20 protein-coding genes, 1 tRNA gene and 1 pseudogene are annotated in these 21,689 nt (G+C 66.8%); 16 read left to right on the top strand and 6 right to left on the bottom strand.

The features are described from left to right. Positions 1-3: 3 nt before the first annotated feature. From OG867_RS17310 to OG867_RS17295, 4 genes are all read right to left on the bottom strand, one after another. Positions 4-834 carry an MBL fold metallo-hydrolase gene (locus tag OG867_RS17310; RefSeq protein WP_406286408.1) on the bottom strand — a complete coding sequence of 277 codons (831 nt, stop codon included), beginning with the start codon at positions 832-834 and terminating at the stop codon, positions 4-6. Next, positions 831-1,760 (bottom strand): NUDIX hydrolase, encoded by a 930-nt coding sequence (locus OG867_RS17305; protein ID WP_406286406.1) that lies wholly within the window; start codon positions 1,758-1,760, stop codon positions 831-833. Before OG867_RS17305 ends, OG867_RS17310 begins: the two co-directional genes overlap by 4 nt. Before the next feature lie 124 nt (positions 1,761-1,884). Continuing rightward, entirely contained in the window at positions 1,885-2,355 is a 471-nt protein-coding gene (locus OG867_RS17300; protein ID WP_328900940.1) for a RidA family protein, read from the bottom strand. After that, the gene (locus tag OG867_RS17295; protein ID WP_406286404.1) at positions 2,355-2,528 is read right to left on the bottom strand and encodes a DUF4177 domain-containing protein; all 174 of its coding nucleotides are present in this window, start codon (positions 2,526-2,528) and stop codon (positions 2,355-2,357) included. The genes OG867_RS17300 and OG867_RS17295 overlap by 1 nt, the downstream gene beginning before the upstream one ends. Between OG867_RS17295 and OG867_RS17290 the strand changes: the two genes are divergently transcribed. From OG867_RS17290 to OG867_RS17230, 13 genes and pseudogenes are all read left to right on the top strand, one after another. Further along, positions 2,527-4,317, top strand: coding sequence for a recombinase family protein (locus tag OG867_RS17290; RefSeq protein ID WP_406286402.1), 1,791 nt, complete (start codon positions 2,527-2,529; stop codon positions 4,315-4,317). The genes OG867_RS17295 and OG867_RS17290 overlap by 2 nt on opposite strands. A 466-nt stretch (positions 4,318-4,783) precedes the next feature. Continuing rightward, positions 4,784-5,215 carry a hypothetical protein gene (locus OG867_RS17285; RefSeq protein ID WP_406286399.1) on the top strand — a complete coding sequence of 144 codons (432 nt, stop codon included), beginning with the start codon at positions 4,784-4,786 and terminating at the stop codon, positions 5,213-5,215. Beyond that, positions 5,215-6,654, top strand: a complete 1,440-nt coding sequence (locus OG867_RS17280) for a phage/plasmid primase, P4 family (RefSeq protein WP_406286397.1) — start codon at positions 5,215-5,217, stop codon at positions 6,652-6,654. Before OG867_RS17285 ends, OG867_RS17280 begins: the two co-directional genes overlap by 1 nt. 623 nt (positions 6,655-7,277) lie before the next feature. Then, positions 7,278-7,547, top strand: coding sequence for a hypothetical protein (locus OG867_RS17275; RefSeq protein WP_406286395.1), 270 nt, complete (start codon positions 7,278-7,280; stop codon positions 7,545-7,547). A 58-nt stretch (positions 7,548-7,605) separates the two neighbouring features. Further along, a complete protein-coding gene (locus OG867_RS17270) occupies positions 7,606-8,466 on the top strand; it encodes a hypothetical protein (protein WP_406286392.1) in 861 nt (286 codons plus the stop codon). A 580-nt stretch (positions 8,467-9,046) separates the two neighbouring features. Continuing rightward, on the top strand, positions 9,047-9,430 hold the full coding sequence (locus OG867_RS17265) for a hypothetical protein (RefSeq protein ID WP_406286390.1): 384 nt from the start codon (positions 9,047-9,049) through the stop codon (positions 9,428-9,430). Positions 9,431-10,676: 1,246 nt separating this feature from the next. Further along, a complete protein-coding gene (locus OG867_RS17260; RefSeq protein ID WP_406286388.1) occupies positions 10,677-10,922 on the top strand; it encodes a hypothetical protein in 246 nt (81 codons plus the stop codon). Then, complete coding sequence (locus OG867_RS17255; RefSeq protein WP_406286386.1) at positions 10,891-11,415, top strand: DUF6879 family protein; 525 nt, start codon at positions 10,891-10,893, stop codon at positions 11,413-11,415. Before OG867_RS17260 ends, OG867_RS17255 begins: the two co-directional genes overlap by 32 nt. A 12-nt stretch (positions 11,416-11,427) precedes the next feature. Next, positions 11,428-11,631: pseudogene (locus OG867_RS17250) on the top strand (helix-turn-helix domain-containing protein); the annotation flags it as partial. A 51-nt stretch (positions 11,632-11,682) separates the two neighbouring features. Continuing rightward, complete coding sequence (locus OG867_RS17245) at positions 11,683-12,279, top strand: DUF5753 domain-containing protein (protein WP_406291005.1); 597 nt, start codon at positions 11,683-11,685, stop codon at positions 12,277-12,279. A 403-nt stretch (positions 12,280-12,682) separates the two neighbouring features. Beyond that, positions 12,683-13,636 (top strand): IS481 family transposase, encoded by a 954-nt coding sequence (locus OG867_RS17240; protein ID WP_406286384.1) that lies wholly within the window; start codon positions 12,683-12,685, stop codon positions 13,634-13,636. Positions 13,637-14,214: 578 nt separating this feature from the next. Next, positions 14,215-15,204 (top strand): ArsA family ATPase, encoded by a 990-nt coding sequence (locus tag OG867_RS17235; RefSeq protein ID WP_406286382.1) that lies wholly within the window; start codon positions 14,215-14,217, stop codon positions 15,202-15,204. Beyond that, on the top strand, positions 15,201-16,532 hold the full coding sequence (locus tag OG867_RS17230; protein WP_406286380.1) for an ArsA-related P-loop ATPase: 1,332 nt from the start codon (positions 15,201-15,203) through the stop codon (positions 16,530-16,532). Before OG867_RS17235 ends, OG867_RS17230 begins: the two co-directional genes overlap by 4 nt. A 44-nt stretch (positions 16,533-16,576) precedes the next feature. Here the strand turns inward: OG867_RS17230 and OG867_RS17225 are convergent, their stop codons facing one another. Next, positions 16,577-16,930, bottom strand: coding sequence for a WhiB family transcriptional regulator (locus OG867_RS17225; protein ID WP_328904381.1), 354 nt, complete (start codon positions 16,928-16,930; stop codon positions 16,577-16,579). Between the two features lie 519 nt (positions 16,931-17,449). Here OG867_RS17225 and OG867_RS17220 point away from each other — a divergent pair. After that, positions 17,450-19,693, top strand: a complete 2,244-nt coding sequence (locus tag OG867_RS17220; RefSeq protein ID WP_406286378.1) for a transglycosylase domain-containing protein — start codon at positions 17,450-17,452, stop codon at positions 19,691-19,693. A gap of 86 nt (positions 19,694-19,779) precedes the next feature. Here the strand turns inward: OG867_RS17220 and OG867_RS17215 are convergent, their stop codons facing one another. Beyond that, positions 19,780-20,244 (bottom strand): GatB/YqeY domain-containing protein, encoded by a 465-nt coding sequence (locus OG867_RS17215; RefSeq protein ID WP_161210836.1) that lies wholly within the window; start codon positions 20,242-20,244, stop codon positions 19,780-19,782. Positions 20,245-20,323: 79 nt separating this feature from the next. On the opposite strand from OG867_RS17215, the gene OG867_RS17210 reads away from it, so the two are divergent. Next, positions 20,324-21,265, top strand: a complete 942-nt coding sequence (locus tag OG867_RS17210; RefSeq protein ID WP_406286376.1) for a metallophosphoesterase — start codon at positions 20,324-20,326, stop codon at positions 21,263-21,265. A 95-nt stretch (positions 21,266-21,360) separates the two neighbouring features. Further along, positions 21,361-21,434, top strand: a tRNA-Pro gene (locus tag OG867_RS17205). Positions 21,435-21,689 lie beyond the last annotated feature (255 nt).

The following is a 21,689-nucleotide window of genomic DNA, read 5'->3' as shown; positions in this document are numbered from 1 at the left end:
CCCTCAGATCAGCCCGTGCTCGCCCAGGTAGTCCAGCTGCGCCCGCACCGACAGCTCCGCGGCCGGCCACAGCGAACGGTCCACGTCCGCGTAGACATGGGCCACCACCTCGGACGAGGTCCGGTAGCCCGATTCCACAGCGGTCTCCACCTGGGCCAGCCGGTGCGCGCGATGGGCGAGATAGAACTCGACCGCCCCCTGCGCGTCGTCCAGCACGGGCCCGTGGCCGGGCAGCACCGTGCGGACCCCGTCGTCCACCGTCAGCGAGCGCAGCCGCCGCAGCGAGTCGAGGTAGTCCCCGAGCCGCCCGTCCGGGTGCGCGACCAGCGTCGTCCCGCGTCCGAGGATCGTGTCCCCGGTCAGCACCGCCTGATCGGCCGGCAGATGGAACGACAGCGAGTCCGCCGTGTGGCCCGGCGTCGGCACCACGTACATCTCAAGGCCGCCGGTCGTGATCACGTCACCCGTGCCCAGGCCCTCGTCGCCGAGCCGCAGCTCCGGGTCGAGCGCGCGCACCTTGGTCCGGGTCAGCTCCGCGAACCGTGCCGCGCCCTCCGCGTGGTCGGGGTGGCCGTGGGTGAGGAGCGTGAGCGCGACCCGGCGGCCCGCCCGCTCGGCGGTGTCGATGATTGCCCGCAGATGGGCGTCGTCCAGCGGGCCCGGGTCGATGACCACCGCCAGGTCCGAGCCGGGCTCGGCGACGATCCACGTGTTGGTCCCGTCCAGCGTCATCGCCGAGGGGTTGGGCGCCAGGACGTTGACCGTACGAGCCGTGGCGGGACCGGAGAGCACACTGCCGCGCGGCTGTCCGGGCAGTGCCGCCGCGTCACTCATGCCGCACCGCCCTCCACGTCGCCCTTTTTCTCCCCGTCGTGCGTTTCGCCGGCATCGGCCGTGGAAACGTGCTTGGTGAATTCCTCGTGCCCCGGCCAGCTCAGCACCAGCGCGTCACCGTCCAGACGCGCCTGCGCGAGTACGGGGGTGAGGTCCTGGTCCGACGCCGCCTCCAGCGCCCGCGCGGCGGTGGCGTACGGCCGCAGTGTCCGCAGCGTCGCCACGGTCGGCGGCATCATCAGCAGCTCGCCCCGGTCGTATCCGCCGGCCGCGTCGCCCGGGGTGATCCACACCGTGCGGTCGGCCTCCGTCGAGGCGTTCCGGGTGCGCTGGCCCGCGGGGAGCGCGGCGACGAAGAACCACGTGTCGTAGCGGCGCGGCTCGAACTCCGGCGTGATCCAGCGCGCCCACGCCCCCAGCAGGTCCGAGCGCAGCACCAGCCCGCGCCGCTCCAGGAACGCGGCGAACGACAGCTCCCGCGCCACCAGCGCCGCGCGATCGGCCTCCCAGTCGTCGCCGGTGGTGTCGGTGACGACGGTCTCCGGCGTCGGACCGGCCAGCAGGACCCCGGCCTCCTCGTACGTCTCGCGGACCGCGGCGCAGACGATCGCCTGCGCCTCCGCCGGCGTGCCGACCCCCAGCCGGTGCGCCCAGGTCTCCAGCGCGGGCCCGGCCCAGCGGACGAGCCGGTCGTCGTCGCGCGGGTCGACGCCGCCACCCGGATAGGCGTACGCCCCTCCGGCGAAGGCCATCGAGGTGCGCCGGCGCAGCATGTGGACGGCGGGTGCGCCCCCGGCGCCGGTGGCGTCGTCCCGGAGCAGCATCACGGTGGCGGCCCGCCGGGGCTCGGCCGCCGTCAGCTCGCCTGCGGCGAGGGCCCTGATCCGGCCGGGCCATTCCGGGGGGTACCACTGACCATTGGACATGGCCGGAGGCTATCCGGAACCGCGTCGATGTTCGAGGGGCCCCCGGATCCGTACATGGCGTGTACACACAAGATCCCGCCCGGCCCTCACGGCCGGACGGGATCAGGGGCGGAGACGGTACGGATCAGGCTCCGGTCAGCTCGACCTGGATCTCGACCTCGACCGGCGCGTCCAGCGGCAGCACGGCGACGCCCACGGCGCTGCGGGCGTGCACACCCTTGTCCCCGAGGACCTCGCCCAGCAGCTCGCTCGCACCGTTGATCACACCGGGCTGGCCGGTGAAGTCGGTGGCCGAGGCGACGAAGCCGACCACCTTCACGACCCGGGCGATCCGGTCCAGGTCGCCCGCGACCGACTTCACGGCGGCGAGGGCGTTCAGCGCGCAGGTCTTCGCGAGCTCCTTGGCCTCGTCGGCCGTGACCTCGGCGCCGACCTTGCCGGTCACGGCCAGCTTGCCGTCGACCATGGGCAGCTGACCGGACGTGTACACGTACACCCCGGACTGCACGGCCGGCTGGTACGAGGCCAGCGGCGGTACGACGGCCGGCAGCGGCAGTCCGAGCTCGGCGAGCTTCGCCTCGACGGTGCCCGCCACTACTGCTTCTCCCGCTTCAGGTAGGCCACGAGCTGCTCGGGGTTGTTCGGGCCGGGAACGACCTGGACCAGCTCCCAGCCGTCCTCGCCCCAGGTGTCCAGAATCTGCTTGGTCGCGTGCACGAGAAGGGGCACGGTCGCGTATTCCCATTTACGATGGCATGATGCCGTCATGATCACTCCGCAGGTGGTAATAGGTATGGATCTCCACGTAGCAGCCTACGGCCGACAGTCCTACGGCCGACTCAATGGCAGCGAGGCAAGCCCGGCATCCCAGCGCGGGGCCAACCATGCGCGGTTCGAACTGTTTGCCACCGAAGCGGCTCGGCAGGATCGCGCGGCTAAGTGGTGCGGCCACTATGAGGACGTGGGCATAAGCGCGTTCAGCGGGAAGGAACGCCCCGAGTTTGAACGCCTACTGCGTGACTGCCGCATGGGCCGTATCAACGTGATCATCGTCTACAACATCAGCCGCCTTTCTCGGCTCGAACCGACCGATGCACTCGGCATCGTGAACGAACTCCTCGGGCTCGGCGTGACGATCATCAGCACCACCGAGGGTGTGTTCCGGCAGGGCAACATCATGGACCTTATCCACCTGATTTTCCGGCTGGATGGGTCATACCAGGAAAGCAAGAACAAGAGCGTTGCCGTACGCGATGCGGTGAAGCAGGCGCGGGCCCTCGGTGGGTATGTCGGCGGGAAGGCACCGTTCGGCCGGAAGCTGCGCCAGGTGACGCGCCACAACGCCGACGGAAAGCCCATTGCCATTCAGGTACTGGACACCGACGCCGACCAAGCGAAGATCATCCAGCGGGTGTGGTGGAACATCCGTAAGCACAAGTCGCGCGCCACCGCTGCCAAGCCCACGGGGAAGACCGTTCCCGGTTCGCTGGGCAGCATCGTTACGCAGCTCAACGCCGACGACGTACCCACGCAAGGCAGCGCGCGGGGGAAGAAGACCAAGGGGGGTGCGTGGCATATCAAGACTCTCGCCGGAATGCTGCGGCACCCGCAGTTGGCAGGCTTCGCAACCGAGCCCATCTATGAGCCGCAGAAGACCGACCCGGCCAAGCTGCGGGTAGTCGGGCATCGCATCCTGCGCGCCGAGGACGGCACCCCGATGCAGCCATGGAAACCGATCATCGAGCCTGGCGACTGGTTCGAGTTGCAGGAGTGGCTAGACAGCCGCCCCAAGCGCAAGTTCGAGAACCGGACCACGGCGCTACTGACGTCCATGGAAGTCCTGTACTGCGAGTGTGGCCGACCCAAGAGCGCCAACAACTCACCCCGCCCTGTTGGTGGTTCGTACTTCTGCTCTCGGCCGTCCGGCACCAAGCGCAAGCCCGGCGAGCACGAGGGCGGCTCATACATCACGCGCGTTGGTGTAGACGATCTCGTTGCCCGCCGAGTATTCGCGCTGATCACTGCGGGCGAAGATGACCCCGAGACCGGCGACGTGTTGGCGGCTGCGGCACAGCGGTACGGAGAGGCTAACGAGAGCCCGGAGACGGCACAGGAGCGGCGCACAGTGGTGCAGGAACGGGCTGATGCCGCGCGGGCCCTGGGGCAGCTTTACGACGACGCCGACTTGTACCGGGGCGACGAGGTCGGACGGGCCCGCTGGCAGCGTGACGTAAGGCAGCAGCAGGAGCGGCTAGCCGGATGCGATGCCCGCATGGCCGAACTCGGAGAAACCGACGTTCCCGTACTGCCCATCGCGTCGTGGCTTGAGCAAGACTCCGACGCAACTGGCGACCCGATCGGCCCCGGTACGTGGTGGGCGAAAGCCTCACTGAACGACCGGCGCGACTTGGTCAAGCTGTTCGTTCAGCGGGTGGAGATCCGCAAGGCGCGCGACGACGAAAAGAGCCGAGGGAACAAGGCCGAGCCGGTAGTAGAGCCCCGCGTGACTATCACATGGGCCAAGCCCGCAGCGCGACAGCAGGAAGCAGCCGCATAGGCAACACAGTTCAGGAACAGGACCCGTCCGGGGAGATCCGGGCGGGTCCTTTCGTTTACCCCCAGGAAGCCACAGGCGGCCACCTGCGGGCCGCTCCCCCTCTCGCCGCCCTCGGGTGCCAGGCAAGCCCTGACGCACCGCCAGAGAGGCACACAGGAAAGCTGTAGCCAAACAATTACTAAGAGTGACACTTAACCAACACCCTCTCTCAACCGTAGGCACCTTCCGCCGTGAGGGTGCTTTTTCTTTGGCCCCAATTCCGATGCATCGGAGAGGAGTTCCGCCCATGCGCGCCAAGTGCGAATGCGGACAGCCCCTTAAGCCCTACTGCGGCAAGGGACAGCGCCCCCGATGGTGCAGCCGCTCATGCCGTGACCGCGACTACTACCGGCGCACGACGTACGGCACCGCCACCCGCTGACTCACCTAGGAACGTTCCTAGGTGCCACCCGAGAGAGGCCCCGAAATGAACCTTGATACGTACACACCCAAGACACAAGCATTCCTAATCGATGTCCACTACGGCAACGGCACATTGGCCGGACAAAGCCGCGTCATCGCCTGCCCCTTCTGTGGCTGCGAGCACACACACGGAACGTCGCTCGGGCACCGCGCACCGCACTGCCTGCCACAGACAATCCAGCGCGGACGGCTCAAGCCCAGCGACGCGCACGGAAACCCCGGATACGAATTGTGCGACCCGACCGCCGATGTGGATTGGGACCTAGAGCGCGTCATGGCGCAACTCTGGGTTGCCCGTAAGCGGTACCTGCGACTGCTCGCCGAACACGACCGCATGGACCCATGGACGGCGCGCGAAAAGCACGTGAAGAAGAATCTTAAGAAAGAGATCGACGGAATCGCGGCCGTAATGGGTGCTGCTGGGGTGGAGCTGTAATGGGAATCGACCTAACGAACGTCAACACCGATGCGCTGCTAGCTCTACTACAGCAGACAGCGAACGGCACCGGCACCGCCGAGGAAATCGGCAGCATGGCCGACGACGATCTAGCTATACATGCACTCAATGACCGGTTCAATGGTGCTCTGACATTCAACCGGGCGCGCGGCTGGCACTCGTTCCCCGAGGATGCCCACCACTGGCACACGGACGCCGAGGGCGACGACGTAACGTCAACCGTCCAAACCATGCTGCGCGATCTCCGCCGGACCGAAAAGGACCAGCGGCGTTCGCAGTATCTCGGGAGCAAGCAGCGCCGAGACAACGTCGTGGAAATGCTCAAGGGACTATCCGATGTGCGCTACAGCGGAGAGTGGGACGCCGACCCGTGGCTACTCGCTGCGCCTAATGGGGTCATCGACCTACGCACCGGGGAGCTTTCCGAGGGTGCGCCGGAACAGCGGATCACAAAGGCTGTCGGCGTGGCCTATGACCCGGATGCTAAGGCCCCTCGGTGGGAACAGTTCCTCGCCGAAGTGTTCGCCCATGACCCGGAGTTGCCCGGCTACGTCCAGCGACTGTTGGGCTACGGGATCACCGGCAGCACGCGGGAACAGTGTTTCGCTGTTCTCTACGGGTCCGGCTCAAATGGAAAGTCCACCCTGCTAACCACGCTGCGGGATCTACTCGGCGCGCACGCCACCACGGTGCCTTTCGACATGTTCACCACCAGCGGGAAGACGCGCGGCGGGCCGGATGCCGAAATGCTCGTTGGCACTCGCCTAGCGCTGGCCAGCGAGACGAACCGATCCGCCGTTCTCGACAGTGCTGCTATCAAGAATGCGACCGGCGGGGAAGAGATCACGGTTAATCCCAAGTATCGCAAGCCGTACGCGTTCAAGCCGCAAGCGTTGATCCTGCTGGCCAGCAATTACAAGCCGGTCGTTAAGGAGCAGGACAACGGCACATGGCGACGCGTAAAGCTGATTCCTTTTCTCCAGAGTTTCCAAGGTGCCAATAAGGACCTGAACCTAGAGGAGACGCTACGCGCCGAGATGCCCGGCATTCTCGCGTGGCTGGTCCGTGGCAGCGCCGATTGGTACGCCGACGGGTTGCACGACCCGGACAGCGTGAAGGCGGCCGTGGAGGCGTACAAGGAAGAGTCGGACACCTTGGCAGGGTTCTTCCCCGGCATCCTCGTGGAGGACCCACAGGGGCGCGTTACGGGCGCTGACCTATGGAACGCCTACACAGCGTGGGCCGAGGATGAGGGCATGGACGCGTACCGCACTAAGCGTTCCCTGACGGCCGCACTCAAGGAACGTTGCCGCACCATGGGCACGTACAACAGCGCGGGGAAGCGCGGGTTTACCGGCATCCGTATTGCAGCGCAGGCGGATTGGTCGGATTCCCCGGAGCTGTTCCGAGCTGAGTAAGGACAGCGCGGAGGGGGTGTGTTGCGTGTGCACGCTATGTGTTGCACGTCCATACCCCCTCTGACCTGGGTAAAGCAACAGAGCAACAGACTGTACATAGGAATTGAAGACATCTAACTCAGACAGTACCCATGGCATTTGGAATGTCTGCGGGGCAACTGTTTGAAGTGTTGTTGCGTTGCGCCGCCCCCTCTCCGCTGTAGATGTCTCCGCGAATTCGCGAATTCTCCATTGACCCCGAGCCGGCCGGTACCGGTTAGGTAACGGAATGACGGGCCCCGAGGTATTATCCGGGTTTCTTCACTCTCACCCTTAACAAACTCACTCACTGGAGAGTGAACGGGGTGGTAGCCGTTCTCGGAGTGCCTCTAGGTTCGTCGCGTGGCCGGTCAGTCTTTCTCTCTTCCTTCTGGCCGGTTCACGCGTCGAGCACCTAGGAACGTTCCTATGTGATCCACCCCCACCCTGCGGCTGTCACCCGCAATCCCCCTTATTCTTCGGCGAGTTGAGCCACGCGCGCATAGTCGGCGCACTCCTCCCCGATGGGCCCCCTTGCCCGCTGTGGTCTGTGACAGAGACCCGGTGAGTAAGGGGGCCTTTTTGTGTCCCCGGAAGGAACAACCATGGCGACCGCGTGGGATTACGCATCCCTTAGTCAGCAAAGCCAGGGCCGAGCCTTCGAGCGCGCACCCGCTAACGGCTTAGTTGATCGAGAGCCGGGCGTAACAGTGGAGGGCCACCCGCTGATCACCGCTTCCGTGCCATCGGGCGGTCGCGCGAGGCAGCAAGAAACCGATGTGCAGAGCGCTGCCGAGGCCGCCGAGATTGCGCGAAAGGGTGCGGAGCTAGCCGACCGTATCGGTAACCAATTCTCCATCGACCTGGGAGATTAGTACCGGCGCTAGCAGCCCGCATTGCCCCACCATTGATATTCACCGAGAGGAAAATGAAATGATTGAACTCGCCCCCGGAAACGTACGCATGGCCCTAGACGCCTCCGCCGCCGCTAAGCGTGATATCGCTGAACTGGCTGGAAAGGTCAACCGCGCAAAGCGTCCTGACGACATTCTGACCGACAGCGTTATTGATCTCGCGTCCGGCCCGATGCATTGCGATCTTTCCCCTGCTGTTGCTGGTGACCGTTGGGAAAAGGTGATCGCGGCGTATGAGGATTGCGAGTCGCTTGCCGACCGCTGGAACGACCTGGAGGCCGAGGCCGAAAGCGTCCGCGTTGCTGCCGTGCGAAAGGGTGCCGAGGCGCTGCGGGCTGGTAAGAAGGCACCGAGTGTGGCCGCTGCGATTCTGGACGCTGAGACGGCCCTAGAGAGCTGTTCTCTCGTGCTGACCGAGTCGGTGGCGGATCTACGCAAGGCACGCTCGGCGTATAACGCGCTCTGGAAGGATCGAAAGTTCCTCACCGAGTACCGCGATTCCGTGATCGCTGACTTCAAGGAAAAGCGAGCTGTAGCAGCCGAGGCATTCAGCGCTGTTGCCGGTGCGATTGGTGAGACGCGACGCCGTTACGGGACGCTGCATGACCTTACGGTGAACTTCCTTGACGCAATCCCGGAGGAGTCTTACGAGTACCTACCGATGCGCGGTACAGGTTGGGCTCAGGCTGGTCTGACGGCCTCCCTAGACGTTCTTCGTCAGCAGGTCAACGAGACTGACTCGCTGTTCTCCGGTGACTTTCTTACGCTGCCGCTAGGCGAGATCGCCGACGTAGCCGAGGAGCTAGCCGAAGATCGAAAGGGGCCACAGGAGAACCATTTCTCGCCCACGGGCATTGTCAGTAGCCGAATGATCATCTGACGTCTTGCGGGGTCGGCACGCCACCGGCCCCGCTGTCCGCCGAAAGGAGCCGCCCCTATGGCATGGGCAACAAGCAACCGGCGCGACCGCCTACCGGCCAACTGGGAGCGTCTACGGGCGCGCGTGATTCGACGGGCGGGGGGTGTTTGCCAGGGGGTGCTATTCGACACCGGCCAGCGCTGCAATGCGACCGGCACGGACGTGGACCACATCACCCCTGGCGACGACCACGGCCTAGACAATCTCCAACTGTTGTGCCGCTGGCACCACACCCAAAAGACGCAGGCTGAATCCGCCACAGCGAGAGCAGCTAGCCCCCGGCCAATAACCCACCTAGGGCGGGACAGGGAAGCCGCGCCCGATCCTTGGTGATCGCATCATTCCCGCTGTGATTTCGCCCGAGCATTTCACAGTGCGTGACAGAGCGGATGTCACGGAGAGTTGACAAGGGAAGGCCGAGGGGGTGGGCCATGCCCCCTTAACAGCACCTTTCCGGATCGCATGCGTATAGCACCTTCCCGGATGCGTGCCCGCATAGCTCTCAGGTCCAGCAAACCAATACGCACCGTAAGGAGGTGCCATGCCCGAAACTAGCCGGTCGGCTGCATTCCGTGACGAGATTACGGAGGCTTTCGACCTTGACCCGGATCATGCCCGCATCGTTGATCAGGCCGCCCGCATTCTCGATGAACTCGACCTGATGGAATCGGCCATTGCCCAACACGGTGCGATTGTCCAAGGCCGCTATGGTCCGCAGATTAACCCCGCTCTAGAGCAGGCTGATAAGCACCGCAAGACGTTTATGGCGCTGCTGAAGTCGCTCAATCTCCCCCGTGAGACGGCCGCCGAAATCGCGAGTATCAGCGCCGAGGGTGCCGAGGTCGTGGACCTTGAGGCCGCAGCGGCTCTAGCTCGGAGCGCTTCGGCACGTAAGGCCGCCAACGCCCGTTGGGGGAACCGCTAATGAGCCGTCGCCGTTACGTCGCTGCCGCCCCATTGCGCGTCCGTGTGAGCCGTCTCCTGACGCTTAGCGCGCCTACTCCCGCTGTTGTTCGCGATGTGCTGTGGGAGCACCCGGACGGAGCGAAGCTCTACAGCGAGGATGCCGCCGACTGGATCACGGATCGGGAGCTTTCCCCAACGTTTTTCAGCGGACCGGATCACGGGGTAATGATGGCCGAGCTGAACCGCGAGAGGGCGATTACCGAATGGTTTCGTTCCCTCGGTTTCGCTTGGCGTGACATCTGCCGATCGCCTAATTTCCCGGATGTCCGCGCCATCTGGCACCCCGAGGTTAACCCTGTATTTGATCTGCCCGCGCTCCGCTGGTCCGACCGTTGCACCGACCGGCTAAACGCCCAAGGGAACCCGTAATGCAGTACGTCCAGATAGACCTAGACCACAGCGCGCGGAAGCGATGCCGAGAGTGCGGCCGCCTGTTGAGCGTGCGCCGATTCGCCATTGACCTGAATTACCCGGATCACCGTGCGCCCCGCTGTGACGAGTGCGAGGAGTACACGGATGCCTGAGCGCATTTGTCGTCGTGTTGGCTGCGACCGACCAACACACCGCCGTTCCGATAACAGCGGACGCAGGCCATTCTGTGCGCGCCGGTGCGATTTGTGGCAGCGCTCTTATGAGGCTTTCGCCGCTGGCGGTGCGGCCCTCGGGCGGGAGGTTGAATCAGATCACGCGCTGTTCGGCAAGCTGCTGTCTGATGGCCTCTACAGTTCCGAGGAATGGCCGCCGCTACTTACCGAGCTATTCAACGCGTACGGGCGGCCGTGACGCCCCGACCACCTAGGAACGTTCCTATGTGACCCCCGATGACCGGCCCCGCTGTGGGTTCGGGCGTCGGGGGTTTCTTGCGTCTCCGGGACGCCTTCGAAAGAAAGGCCGGGTATCTGGCCGGCGTGTGGGGGTCGAGGGTGGGGGTAGTCCAGCTATACCAAGGGTTTTCCGTCCCTGCGATTCTTAGGCACTGCGCCGCACGCTGAGCACCTAGGAACGTTCCTAGGTGACCCCGACCACCGGCCCCGCTGCGGTTCGACGTCGGGGTTTCCTACGTTTCTGACTGAGCGTCACATTACTGGCGGGTAGACAGATATGGAGGGATCAAGTTCCGCAGATGCAGGCGGCCTTGACGCTGGCCACTCGACAGGGTGACGCTCATGCAACAAGACGCAACCGAGTAGGCAGGGGTCAAGGTCATGGCTCTAAAGTTCTTCGGCAAGGACCCGAACACCAACGGCGACAACTGCCCCACGGTGTGGGTGGACGAGAAATCGGCTGACATGGTGTTCCAGGGGTGGAAGGCCGACGAGGAGACGGAAGCGGAGTGCCTGACGGTCGGGCACATCCCCGACTCTGAGGCGGTGATCCGCGTCCCGGCGAGCATGGTGCATCTGATCAGGAAGGCGTGTGATGAGGCCGAGCAGCGTTCCGCCGTTCAGTGAGCTGATCGGGGACTGTCAGCGCTCCGCCGTACACCTCGAAATGCGGGACACGTACGAGGGGTACGACGACGGGGGCCGCTTCGCCGAGTGGAAGCGGGCGGGCGGGATCACTCCGGCCTTTGCCGAGGACTTCCGCCCATGGATGGAAACGGTGCGGGAAGCAGTCGGGCGGGGGGTGGAGATGCGGCGGGCCCGCGTCGTGTCCGAGCCGGTTACCGACTACATCCGGTTCGAGCACGAGGCATCGCACCTCAACCAGGAAGCGGGGGAACAGGTGCGGTGGCTGCCGCGCAGGGACGCCGCAACGCTCCTCCTGCCGGGCGCTGATCTGTGGATCTTTGATGACCGGCTGATCAGGTTCGGGCACTTCACCGGAAACGGCGCGCTGGACTGCAACGAGATGTGCGATGACCCGGCAGTGATCAAGAAGTTCAGCGAGGCGTTCGAGGCCGTGTGGCAGCGCGCCACCCCGCACGAGAGGTTCACGGTCTAGCCGCTCTAGCTCATGCCCCAGTACCAGTCATCCAGCGTTGAGAGCGCCCGCAAGGCTGTTGCGGCACGACTCCGTGAAGCGCGCCTAGACGCGGGTTTGAAGGGGCATGAGCTGGCCTCTCGCTGCGGCTGGCACAAGTCCAAGACTTCTCGCATCGAGAGCGCCCGTACGCCCCCGTCTGACGCTGACATCCGCACGTGGTGCGCCGCCTGCGGGGTGGATGATCAGGCGGCCGACATAGTGGCCGCATCGCGTACGGCGGACTCCATGTATCTGGAGTGGAAGCGACTACAGCGCACCGGCCTGCGCCGCCTGCAAGAGGCTCGCATCCCGCTGTACGAGCGCACCAAGCTGCACCGGGCCTACGCCTCGCACGTCGTGCCGGGACTCTTCCAGACGCCCGCCTACGCCGCCGCTCTGCTCTCGTCCATCAGCCGGTTTCACGGCACCCCCAACGACACCGAGGAAGCGGTAGACGCCCGCATGGCCCGCGCCCGCGTGCTCCACGAGGGGACACACCGGTTCGCGCTGCTGGTCGAGGAGTCGGTGTTGCGCTATCAGGTAGGCAACTCGGCAGCAATGGTGGGCCAGTTGGGGCACCTTCTCTCGATCATGTCGCTACCCGCTGTCTCCTTGGGGATCATCCCGTTCGCCGCGCGTGAGCGGAGCATGTGGACGCTGGAAACGTTCGACATCTTCGATGACCAGCGCGTGCATGTGGAACTGCTGACAGCGCAAGTGACGCTCACCGCACCGGGTGAAGTGGGGATGTACGTCAAGGCATGGGCGGACCTCCAGGAGCTGGCCGCCTACGGCCCGGACGCCCGCGCGCTCGTAGCGGCTGCACTCGACGCTGTGCGGTAGGAAGTCGCGTGCAACAACGTAGAACTGGCTAGGAGTTGAGGGACCGGTCTCCCTAGCTTGGTCGTCATACGGACGACGCAAAGGGGTCGGCATGAGCGAGCCGAGAACGTATCCGAGTGCACCGGTTGTACTGCCCGACCGCTCCGGCGAGCTAGAGCCGACGCCCGTGGACGGTTGCGCCGGTTGCCGGGAGCTGGCCAACGTCCGGGATCGTGCCCGAACGGGTGGCGACTGGACGACCGTCACAGACGCGAACGTCCTCATGGGGCGGCACCCCGAGGGGCACTAGGTGTTCTGTCCACGGAGGTTGGTGACAGGGTTCACGGTGGAGTGATCTTGAACGAGTGAGGGCCTTCCGGGTTCGGTGTGGATTGCGACGTCTACACCGACCAGAAAGGCCCTCGTGCCCCACCGTAATGCACCCCTGACTGAGACCGGACGGCTGCGTCTGGCCCGCTGCGTCGTGGACGACGGCTGGCCGCTTCGGCGGGCCGCCGAGCGCTTCCAAGTCTCGCCCACCACGGCTCAGCGGTGGGCCGGCCGCTACCGTGAACTCGGCGAGGCCGGCATGACCGACCGCTCCTCCCAGCCCCGTCGCAGCCCGCACCGCACGCCGCCCCGCACCGAGCGGCGGATCATCAAGGTGCGCGTCCTGCGGCGATGGGGACCCGCCCGCATCGCCTACCTCCTGGGCCTGAACCCGGCCACCGTCCACCGCGTGCTGACCCGCTACGGCCTGGCCCGGCTCACGCATCTGGACCGGGCCACCGGCCGGGCGATCCGCCGCTACGAACGCGACCGCCCCGGCGAGCTGGTGCACGTCGACATCAAGAAGCTCGGCAACATCCCCGACGGCGGCGGCCACAAGACCCTGGGGCGCCGGGCCGGCCGCAAGACCCGCTCCGGCGCCGGCTACGGCTACCTCCACAACGCCGTCGACGACCACTCCCGTCTCGCCTACAGCGAGATCCTCACCGACGAGAAGAAGGAGACCGCCGTCGGTTTCTGGCAGCGGGCCCACGCCTACTTCACCCAGGCCGGGATCAGCGTCGAGCGCGTGCTCACCGACAACGGCTCCTGCTACAAGAGCCACCTGTGGCGCAACACCCTGGCCGGACAAGGGATCTCACACAAGCGCACCCGCCCCTACCGGCCCCAGACCAACGGCAAGGTCGAACGCTTCAACCGCACTCTGCTGGACGAATGGGCCTACGCCCAGCCCTACCGGACCGAGACCGAACGACGCGACGCCTACCCGCGATGGCTGCACACCTACAATCACCACCGCGGACACACCGCGCTCAACGGCCAACCACCCGCCAGCCGCGTCCCCAACCTCACAGGTCAGTACAACTAGGTGACGACGGCCCCGGAGCGGCCCCGCATCAAGCCACGGCGGAAGCGACATATCCCGGACCCGGTACCGGTCGCCCCGCCCCCCGCCCCGGTCCCGTCCTACTGCGGCACGTGCGCCGGACACCGCGCCATTTGGTGCGACGGCTGCTGTGGGTTCGCTGGGTGCTCGCTGTGCGGGTGGACGTACAAGCGCCCGTGCCCTACGTGCGTCGGCGGGAATGCGGAGCGCATCCGATGGTGAACCGGTATGCCTGGCGTCTCGCCGGTCTCTCGCTGTGGGCCGTCCTCGGGTACATCCTCGGGGCTGCCCGCTAGGTTCCCGTCCCTCCCGTGATCGCGTCGGCGCGGTGCGGTAGGAGCGGGTGTTTCGGCCCCGTCCGTGTGCTGCCCCCGTGGCGCATGGGCGGGGTCTTCGCGTGGCCATAACCGCAGGTCAGAGGCCATCCTAGCTATGCCACGTCATGTGGTGTAACTTTCGCGTATTCCCACTTGGTCATGGCCCGACTGTAATGCCTGCGCGATCCCGGGCACGCGCAGCCTCGTGCGTAGCCTGCGGTGCGACTGGTTAGGCTCGAATACGTGAGCAGGTTCCAGGTCGTCAGCGGCAAGGGCGGTACCGGTAAGACCACGGTCGCCGCCGCCCTCGCGCTCGCCCTCGCGACCGAGGGCAGGCGCACCCTCCTCGTGGAGGTCGAGGGCAGGCAGGGCATCGCCCAGCTCTTCGAGGCGGACTCCCTCCCCTACGAGGAGCGCAGGATCGCCGTCGCCCCGGGCGGCGGCGAGGTCTACGCGCTCGCCATCGACGCGGAGCTGGCGCTCCTCGACTACCTCCAGATGTTCTACAAGCTCGGCAGCGCGGGCCGGGCGCTCAAGAAGCTCGGCGCGATCGACTTCGCCACCACCATCGCGCCCGGGGTGCGGGACGTCCTGCTGACGGGCAAGGCGTGCGAGGCGGTCCGCCGCAAGGACCGGCAGAACCGGTTCGTCTACGACTACGTGATCATGGACGCCCCGCCGACCGGCCGCATCACCCGCTTCCTCAACGTGAACGACGAGGTGGCCGGGCTCGCCCGGATCGGCCCGATACACAATCAGGCGCAGGCCGTGATGCGGGTGCTGAAGTCCCCGGAGACCGCGGTGCACCTGGTGACACTGCTGGAGGAGATGCCGGTCCAGGAGACCGCGGACGGCATCGCGGAACTGCGCACCGCCGAACTGCCGGTGGGCCGGGTCATCGTGAACATGGTGCGCCCGCAGCTGCTGGACGGGGACGCGCTGCGCGCCACGGTGGGCGGACGGCGCAAGGAGATCGCCAAGACGCTGACGCGGGCGGGCGTGACCGGCGCGGCGGGGCTCGTGCGCCCGCTGGTCGAGCAGGCCGCCGAGCACACCCAGCGGGTCGAGCTGGAGCGCGAGCAGCGCAGTGTGCTGGCCGGCCTCGGTCTGCCGGGGTACGAGCTGCCGCTGATCGGTGAGGGGGTGGACCGGGCCGGGCTCGACCACCTGGCGGCCGCGCTCCGCGAACAGGGCGCGGGCCGAGCGGGAGCCGGACGAGGGGCGGGTTCATGACAGCGCGCACGAAGGCGGGGACGGGGAGCGGTGCCGGGGGCGACGCGGCGGCTCCCGTACCGGCACTGGACACCGACGCCCTGATCGATGATCCGGGCATCCGGATCATCGTCTGCTGCGGTTCCGGCGGTGTCGGCAAGACGACCACCGCCGCGGCGCTCGGGGTGCGGGCGGCGGAGCGCGGCCGCAAGGTCGTCGTCCTCACCATCGACCCGGCCCGCAGGCTCGCCCAGTCCATGGGCATCGACTCGCTGGACAACGTCCCGCGCCGGGTGAAGGGCATCGAGGGCTCCGGCGAGCTGCACGCCATGATGCTCGACATGAAGCGGACCTTCGACGAGATCGTGGAGGCGCACGCGGACGGCGAGCGGGCCCGCGCGATCCTGGAGAACCCCTTCTACCAGTCCCTGTCGGCCGGTTTCGCGGGCACGCAGGAGTACATGGCGATGGAGAAGCTGGGGCAGCTCCGGGCGCGGGACGAGTGGGACCTGATCGTCGTGGACACGCCGCCGTCGCGGTCCGCGCTGGACTTCCTGGACGCCCCGAAGCGTTTGGGCTCGTTCCTGGACGGGAAGTTCATCAAGCTGCTGATGGCGCCCGCGAAGATGGGCGGCCGCGCGGGGATGAAGTTTCTCAACGTGGGCATGTCGATGATGACCGGGACGCTGGGCAAGCTGCTGGGCGGCCAGTTCCTGCGTGACGTACAGACGTTCGTCGCCGCGATGGACACCATGTTCGGCGGCTTCCGTACCCGGGCGGACGCCACGTACAAACTCCTTCAGGCACCCGGTACGGCGTTTCTCGTCGTCGCGACTCCGGAGCGGGACGCCCTGCGCGAGGCGGCGTACTTCGTGGAGCGCCTGGCCGCGGAGGACATGCCGCTCGCGGGGCTGGTGCTCAATCGGGTCCACGGCAGCGACGCGGCGCGGCTCTCCGCCGAGCAGGCGCTCGCCGGCGCGGAGAAACTTGAAGCAGAAAATCTTGAAATCGACGGCATTGTGGATCAGGCGGCCGGGAAGGCTGGACTTCGTGAGCCCGCCGACTCCCCCGCGGCCGGGCACGCACCCACCACGGACTCCGAACCCCGGCCCGGCAGCACGGCGGCCATCACCACCGAAGAACTGACCGCGGGCCTGCTCCGTCTGCATGCCGAGCGGATGCAGGTGGTCGCGCGCGAACAGAACACACGCGACCGCTTCACCACGCTGCACCCCGAGGTGGCCGTGACCGCCGTGGCCGCGTTGCCCGGAGACGTCCATGACCTCTCGGGCCTGCGAGCCATCGGGGACCGCCTCGCGACCGGTGCCGCACCGGCCGGAGCTGCCTAGCCCCTCGTCCTACGTAAGCCGTACAACGTACGGAACGCCGGGGACTAGCCGACGGCGGCGAACGTCTCGTGCAGCTCCTCGCTGCCATCCAGCCCGATCGCCACGGGCAGGATGCCCGAGGCGCGCTCGTACTCACTGCGGGCGGTCTCCAGCAGCCGGCGCCAGGACGTCACCGTCGGCCGTCTGCGCAGCAGCGCGCGGCGCTCCCGCTCGGTCATCCCACCCCACACGCCGAATTCGACGCGGTTGTCCAGCGCGTCGGCCAGGCACTCGGTCCGCACCGGGCATCCGGTGCACACCGCCTTGGCCCTGTTCTGCGCTGCCCCTTGTACGAACAGTTCATCCGGATCAGTAGTGCGGCAGGCTGCCTGCGCACTCCAGTCGGTTACCCAGCCCATCCCGGCGCCGTCCTCTCCCGAATCGAGGCTCCCCCACGGCGGCAGCGGCATATTCACCGCTGCCAGTTGAGGACGTTACGGAAGGTGGCGACAGCACAACACCCCCTTCGGGCCCAATCTTGAATGGCCCGAACGGACTATGCGTATACGGCAGATCACCCAGGGGAGTGAGGTGAGGACATGCGGGACTATCCCGTCAGAATCGGGACAGTCTGCCAGAACCGCATCGGACGTTCGGTGACACACGGGGCGAATTCGGGAGCGCCGGGCATGTGGCCGGATCGTGCACGGGGGTTGATACGGAACCGGACTGCTGTGACAGTTGAGAGCAGCTTAGGCCAAGGCATATCCGTGTGTCCGGCGAATGGGAACGTAGCCGCCTCGCGTCACCATGCCACCAGGTCCAGCAGCCGCAGCGCGGCATCCACGCCGGTTCCGAATGTCACGGTCCGGTACGCGAACGCTCCGAGAGACCCCCGGTCCTACGGAACGCTCATATCTACGGATTAGGCTGCCCCCATGCCAAAGAAGCGCTCGGGCGGGGGTCTCACCACGACCCAGCAGGCCGCCAAGTTCCTCGGTGTCGCCGCACTCTCCGGAGTCGTCCTGGCGGGCATCGCGCTGCCGGCGGCCGGAGCACTGGGCCTCGCGGCCAAGGGGACGGTCGACGGGTTCGATGAGATCCCGGCGAACCTGAAGACCCCGCCGCTGAGCCAGCGCACCAAGATCCTCGACAACAAGGGCGGCCTGATCGCCACGGTCTACTCGCGCGACCGCACGGTGGTGCCGCTCACGAGCATCTCCCCGTACATGCAGAACGCGATCATCGCGATCGAGGACGCCCGGTTCTACGAGCACGGCGCGGTCGACCTCAAGGGCATCCTGCGCGCGCTGAACCGAAACGTTCAGACGGGCGGTACGGCGGAAGGCGCGTCGACCCTCACCCAGCAGTACGTGAAGAACGTCTTCGTGGAGGAGGCCGGCGACGACCCGGCCAAGGTCGCCGAGGCCACCCAGCAGACGCTGGGCCGCAAGGTCCAGGAGCTGAAGTACGCGATCCAGGTCGAGGAAGAGCTCGGCAAGCGGAAGATCCTGGAGAACTACCTCAACATCACCTTCTTCGGGCAGCAGGCATACGGCGTCGAGGCGGCTTCCCAGCGCTACTTCTCCAAGTCGGCCAAGGACCTGAAGCTGGAGGAGGCGGCGCTGCTCGCCGGGATCGTGCAGTCGCCCAGCCGCTACGACCCCATCAACGACACGGAGGAAGCGACCAAGCGCCGCAACACCGTGCTCCAGCGGATGGCGGACATCGGCAAGGTCTCGCAGCAAGATGCGGACAAGGCCAAGAACACCCCGATCAAGCTGAAGGTCAAGCGGCCGCGGAACGGCTGCATCACCGCCGTGAGCGGTGCCGGGTTCTTCTGCGACTACGTCTCGAAGATCGTCAAGAACGACCCGGCCTTCGGCAAGACCGAGAAGGACCGCGCCAAGCTCTGGGCGACCGGCGGTCTGACCATCAAGACGACCCTGGACCCGAGGTCGCAGGCCGCGTCCAACGAGGCCGCCGTCTCCCGGGTCAACAAGGACGACAAGGTCGCCGACGCGGTCGTCCAGGTCCAGCCCGGCACCGGCCGGATCCTGGCGATGGCCCAGTCCCGGCCGTACGGTCTCGACCCCTCCAAGCACCAGACCGTGCTGAACCTCTCCGTCGACCACGCGATGGGCGGCAGCTACGTCGGCTTCCAGGTCGGGTCGACGTTCAAGCCGATCACCGCGGCGGCGGCACTGGAGAAGGGCATCAGCCCGGCGCAGAGCTTCGACACCCCGCGCAAGATCAGCCTGCCCGCCGACGCCTTCCGCACCTGTGAGGGCGCCCCCACGGACGACAAGCCGTGGGATGTGCAGAACGAGACGGAGTCGGAGAAGGGCATGTTCGACATGACCAGCGCGCTGGGCAGGTCGATCAACACCTACTTCGCGAAACTGGAACAGAAGACCGGCCTCTGCGAGACGCTCGCGATGGCGAAGAAGGTCGGCTACGAACGCGGCGACAACAAGCCGCTGTGGCAGGTCGCCAACACCACGCTGGGCGGGCAGGAGTCGACCCCGCTTGCCATGGCGTCGGTGTACGCGACCTTCGCCAACCGCGGCACGTACTGCACCCCGGTCGCGCTCCTCTCGGTCACCAAGCCGGACGGCAAGCCGATCGACGTACCGAAGTCGCAGTGCAACCGCGCGATGAGCGAGCACACGGCCGACACCGTCAATCAGATGCTCAAGGGCGTGGTCGAGGACGGCACCGGCACGCAGGCCGGCCTCAGCGACCGTGACAACGCGGGCAAGACCGGTACGACCGACGGGCGCAAGAACGCCTGGTTCGTCGGCTACACGCCGAACCTGTCCACTGCGGTATGGGTCGGCAGCGACGGCGCCCGCCAGGACGAGATGACCGACATCGTCATCGGCGGCCAGTACTACGACAAGGTCTGCGGTGGCTGCCTTCCCGGTCCGATCTGGCGGACGGCGATGACCGGCGCCCTGAGCTCGTCCGAGACCCCTTCCTTCAACCCGGTCGACGTACCGCGGGCGAAGGAGAAGGAGGACAAGGACAAGAACAAGGGCGGGGACAAGAAGAAGCCGGGCGACAACAAGCCCGGCGGCGACAACAACCCGTTCCCCGGCATCAGCATCCCGCCGGACGTCCTCGGCGGGAACAACGGCCACGGCCGCGGCCAGAACGACGGCGGCACGAACGGCCCCTGATCAGCCGTTACGCATACGAGGGCGGGGCGTTCCGGATCATCCGGGGCGCCCCGCCCTCATACGTATACGGCCGGCCCCGGCTTCGCTCAGCCCGCGAGGAGCTTCTTGACCGTGGCGGCCACCCGGCCGCCCTCGGCGCGCCCCGCGACCTTCGGGTTGACGATCTTCATGACGGCGCCCATCGCGCGGGGCCCCTCGGCCCCGGCGGCCTTAGCCTCTTCGACGGCGGAGGCCACGATCGCGGTCAGCTCCTCGTCGCTCAGCTGCTGCGGGAGGTACGCATCGAGGATCGCGCCCTCCTTCTTCTCCCGCTCGGCCTGCTCGGTCCGGCCGCCCTTGGCGAAGGCATCGGCGGCCTCACGGCGCTTCTTGGCCTCCTTGGCGATCACCTTCTGCACCTCGTCGTCGGAGAGCTCGCGGGCGGTCTTGCCGCCGACCTCTTCCTTCGTGATCGCGGTGAGGGTCAGCCGGAGCGTGGACGAGGTCAGCTCGTCACGCGCCTTCATGGCCGTGGTGAGGTCTTCCTTGAGCTTGGACTTGAGCGTGGTCATGAGGTGATTGTGGCAGGTGCGGGGCGCCCGGCGCCCGCCTGTTTTCCTGCGGGCACACGACGTCTGCGACGATGGGCGCATGCGCGCACGCTACGGAGTACCCCTGAAAATCACGGCGGTCACCGCCGCGGCCGGCGCCGCCGGTCTCGCCTACGCGGCAGGCTTCGAGGTCCGCTCGTTCCGCCTGCGCAGGGTCACGGTCCCGGTGCTTCCGAGTGGGGCACGCCCGCTGCGCGTCCTCCAGATCTCCGACGTGCACATGGTCGGCGGACAGCGCAAGAAGCGCGCCTGGCTCCAGTCCCTGGCCGGTCTGCGCCCCGACTTCGTGGTGAACACCGGCGACAACCTCTCCGACCCCGAGGCCGTGCCGGAGCTGCTGGACGCGCTCGGCCCGCTGATGGAGCTCCCGGGCGTGTACGTGTTCGGCTCCAACGACTACTACGGCCCCAAGCTGCGCAACCCGGTCCGCTATCTCTTCGAGAAGGCGTCGGGCAAGCACGGCCTCAACGGCAACGGCCCGGCGACCGGCGTCGTCCACAACCCGTGGGAGCCGATGCGCGACGCCTTCGACGAGGCGGGCTGGCTCAACCTGTCCAACACGCGCGGCCGCCTGAAGCTGGACGGCCTGGAGCTCGCCTTCACCGGCCTGGACGACCCGCACATCAAGCGCGACCGCTACGCCGAGGTGTCCGGTGGCCCGGAGACGGGCGCCGACCTCTCGATCGGCGTGGTCCACGCCCCGTACCTGCGCTCCCTGGACGCGTTCACGACGGACGGTTACCCCCTGATCCTCGCCGGTCACACCCACGGCGGGCAGGTGTGCATCCCCTTCTACGGCGCCCTGGTCACCAACTGCGACCTGGACACGGACCGCGTGAAGGGCCTCTCCACCCACCACACCGGCGGCAACCGCTCCTACCTCCACGTCTCGGCGGGCTGCGGTACGAGCCGCTACGCCCCGGTCCGCGTGGCCTGCCCCCCGGAGGCGACCCTGCTCACCCTGACATCCCGGGACGCCTGACCGGCCCGCGCCCGCCGATCACGACATAAACCGGATTTCGTCTCCGGGCGCCGGTGGGCTAGAGTTGTCGATGTCGCCGGGAGACCGGCGGCGATCGGGGTGTAGCGCAGCTTGGCAGCGCGCTTCGTTCGGGACGAAGAGGTCGTGGGTTCAAATCCCGCCACCCCGACAGCTGAAACACCAGGTCAAGGGCCTGATCCTCTCTGAGGGTCAGGCCCTTCCTGCATCTCACCCACGTGTACGTCCGCGAATCGGACGCCGCACCGCCCGGCACCGATCCTGCGATTCGCCGGCCGGCTGGGGCGGTTGGTCGGGCACGGCAGGCGTCCTCGGTCCCGACGAGCCGGATGCTCCGATGCGCCTGGACACCGTCTTCGACGCTGCCAGCCTCACCAAGATCCTCGGTGTCGATCCGTTGGAACTC

The organism is Streptomyces sp. NBC_00209 (assembly GCF_045206345.1).
GTDB lineage: Bacteria > Actinomycetota > Actinomycetes > Streptomycetales > Streptomycetaceae > Streptomyces.
The sequence above is the reverse complement of the archived record's forward strand: the minus strand, read 5'-3'. Positions and strand labels throughout refer to the sequence as shown.

Excerpts from the sequence above, each read along its gene's own strand:
- OG867_RS17310 (WP_406286408.1), bottom strand. The coding sequence starts at position 834 with ATGAGTGACGCGGCGGCACTGCCCGGACAGCCGCGCGGCAGTGTGCTC.
- OG867_RS17305 (WP_406286406.1), bottom strand. The coding sequence starts at position 1,760 with ATGTCCAATGGTCAGTGGTACCCCCCGGAATGGCCCGGCCGGATCAGG.
- OG867_RS17290 (WP_406286402.1), top strand. The coding sequence starts at position 2,527 with ATGATCACTCCGCAGGTGGTAATAGGTATGGATCTCCACGTAGCAGCC.
- OG867_RS17295 (WP_406286404.1), bottom strand. The coding sequence starts at position 2,528 with ATGACGGCATCATGCCATCGTAAATGGGAATACGCGACCGTGCCCCTT.
- OG867_RS17285 (WP_406286399.1), top strand. The coding sequence starts at position 4,784 with ATGAACCTTGATACGTACACACCCAAGACACAAGCATTCCTAATCGAT.
- OG867_RS17280 (WP_406286397.1), top strand. The coding sequence starts at position 5,215 with ATGGGAATCGACCTAACGAACGTCAACACCGATGCGCTGCTAGCTCTA.
- OG867_RS17275 (WP_406286395.1), top strand. The coding sequence starts at position 7,278 with ATGGCGACCGCGTGGGATTACGCATCCCTTAGTCAGCAAAGCCAGGGC.
- OG867_RS17270 (WP_406286392.1), top strand. The coding sequence starts at position 7,606 with ATGATTGAACTCGCCCCCGGAAACGTACGCATGGCCCTAGACGCCTCC.
- OG867_RS17265 (WP_406286390.1), top strand. The coding sequence starts at position 9,047 with ATGCCCGAAACTAGCCGGTCGGCTGCATTCCGTGACGAGATTACGGAG.
- OG867_RS17260 (WP_406286388.1), top strand. The coding sequence starts at position 10,677 with ATGGCTCTAAAGTTCTTCGGCAAGGACCCGAACACCAACGGCGACAAC.
- OG867_RS17255 (WP_406286386.1), top strand. The coding sequence starts at position 10,891 with ATGAGGCCGAGCAGCGTTCCGCCGTTCAGTGAGCTGATCGGGGACTGT.
- OG867_RS17245 (WP_406291005.1), top strand. The coding sequence starts at position 11,683 with ATGTATCTGGAGTGGAAGCGACTACAGCGCACCGGCCTGCGCCGCCTG.
- OG867_RS17230 (WP_406286380.1), top strand. The coding sequence starts at position 15,201 with ATGACAGCGCGCACGAAGGCGGGGACGGGGAGCGGTGCCGGGGGCGAC.
- OG867_RS17225 (WP_328904381.1), bottom strand. The coding sequence starts at position 16,930 with ATGGGCTGGGTAACCGACTGGAGTGCGCAGGCAGCCTGCCGCACTACT.
- OG867_RS17220 (WP_406286378.1), top strand. The coding sequence starts at position 17,450 with ATGCCAAAGAAGCGCTCGGGCGGGGGTCTCACCACGACCCAGCAGGCC.
- OG867_RS17215 (WP_161210836.1), bottom strand. The coding sequence starts at position 20,244 with ATGACCACGCTCAAGTCCAAGCTCAAGGAAGACCTCACCACGGCCATG.
- OG867_RS17210 (WP_406286376.1), top strand. The coding sequence starts at position 20,324 with ATGCGCGCACGCTACGGAGTACCCCTGAAAATCACGGCGGTCACCGCC.